The organism is Bradyrhizobium sp. (assembly GCF_016462955.1).
GTDB lineage: Bacteria > Pseudomonadota > Alphaproteobacteria > Rhizobiales > Xanthobacteraceae > Bradyrhizobium.
This window is the reverse complement of record NZ_JAEMSD010000501.1, coordinates 3424-4586: the sequence shown is the minus strand read 5'-3', so window position 1 is coordinate 4586 and position 1163 is coordinate 3424. Positions and strand designations below refer to the sequence as shown.

Annotated in this window: 1 pseudogene; it reads left to right on the top strand. The window is 65.9% G+C overall.

The features are described from left to right. Positions 1–1047: pseudogene (locus JHD07_RS32860) on the top strand (MFS transporter); the annotation flags it as partial. Positions 1048–1163 lie beyond the last annotated feature (116 nt).

Sequence of the window (1163 nt, the reverse complement as noted above, 5' to 3'; positions counted from 1 at the left end):
CGCCTCGGCCGCAAGACCATGCTGGTCGCGACCATGATCGCAATGGGCCTCGGCACCTTCCTGATCGGCTGCCTGCCGACCTATAGCCAGATCGGCATCTGGGCGCCGATCCTGCTCGTCTGCCTGCGCTTCGTTCAGGGCATCGGGCTGGGCGGCGAATGGAGCGGCGCGGTGGTGATGGTGATCGAGCACGCCGGAAAACGCCGCGGCTTGTACGGCAGCCTGGTGCAGATCGGCTTTCCCGTCGGCGTTGCCGCCTCCACGGGCATCTTCGCATTGATGACGAAGCTGCCCGAGGCGGACTTCCTCAGCTGGGGCTGGCGTGTGCCTTTCCTGATCAGCATCTTGCTCGTCGGCGTCGGCTTCATCGTGCGGCTCAAGCTTGCGGAGACGCCGCACTTCAAGGAAGTGGTCGAGCGCAAGGAGGTGCTGGCGCAGCCGGTGCTCGAGGTGCTCCGCCGCGACTGGCGCAGCTTTCTCCTCGCCGTCGGCATCACGGTGTCGGAAGTCGGGCTCGCCTACCTCCTGACCGTGTTCACCGTGGTCTACGCCACGACGAAGCTCGGCCTGCCACGGCAGGTGATCCTGGATGCCGTGGTCTATGCCGCCATCGTCGAGTTCGCGACTTTGCCGCTTGCCGGCTGGCTGTCCGATATCTTCGGTCGCAAGGCGCTGTATCTGGCCGGCGCCGTGTTCACGGTGGCGCTGGCCTTTCCGCTGTTCTGGTTTCTCGACACCAGGGATCCGGCGCTGATCACGTTCGCGCTCGTCATCACGATGACGCTGACCCATGCGCTGCTGTTCGGGCCGAAGGCCGCCTTCATGCCGTAATTGTTCCGCACAAAGGTGCGTTACAGCGGCGCCTCGCTCGGCGCCAACGTCGCGGCCGCGCTCAGCGGCGGCTTCTCGCCGCTGATTGCGGCCGCGCTGCTCGCCTGGGCCGGCTCCTATTGGGCGGTGTCGGTCTACATCATCGCGCTGTCGATCATCACGATCATCGCCACGCTGCTGGCGCCGGAGACGGCCCGGGACCCGCTGAGATCCTGAGGGTCCGGGCTGCCAGCGGGGGGGGGGCGACGGTCCAAGATTTTTTTGGGCCCGCCCCCTTGAAAGCGATTTCCGGCTTTTCTAATTCGTTTTTCGCCGCGAGAGCGGTGTGCCGG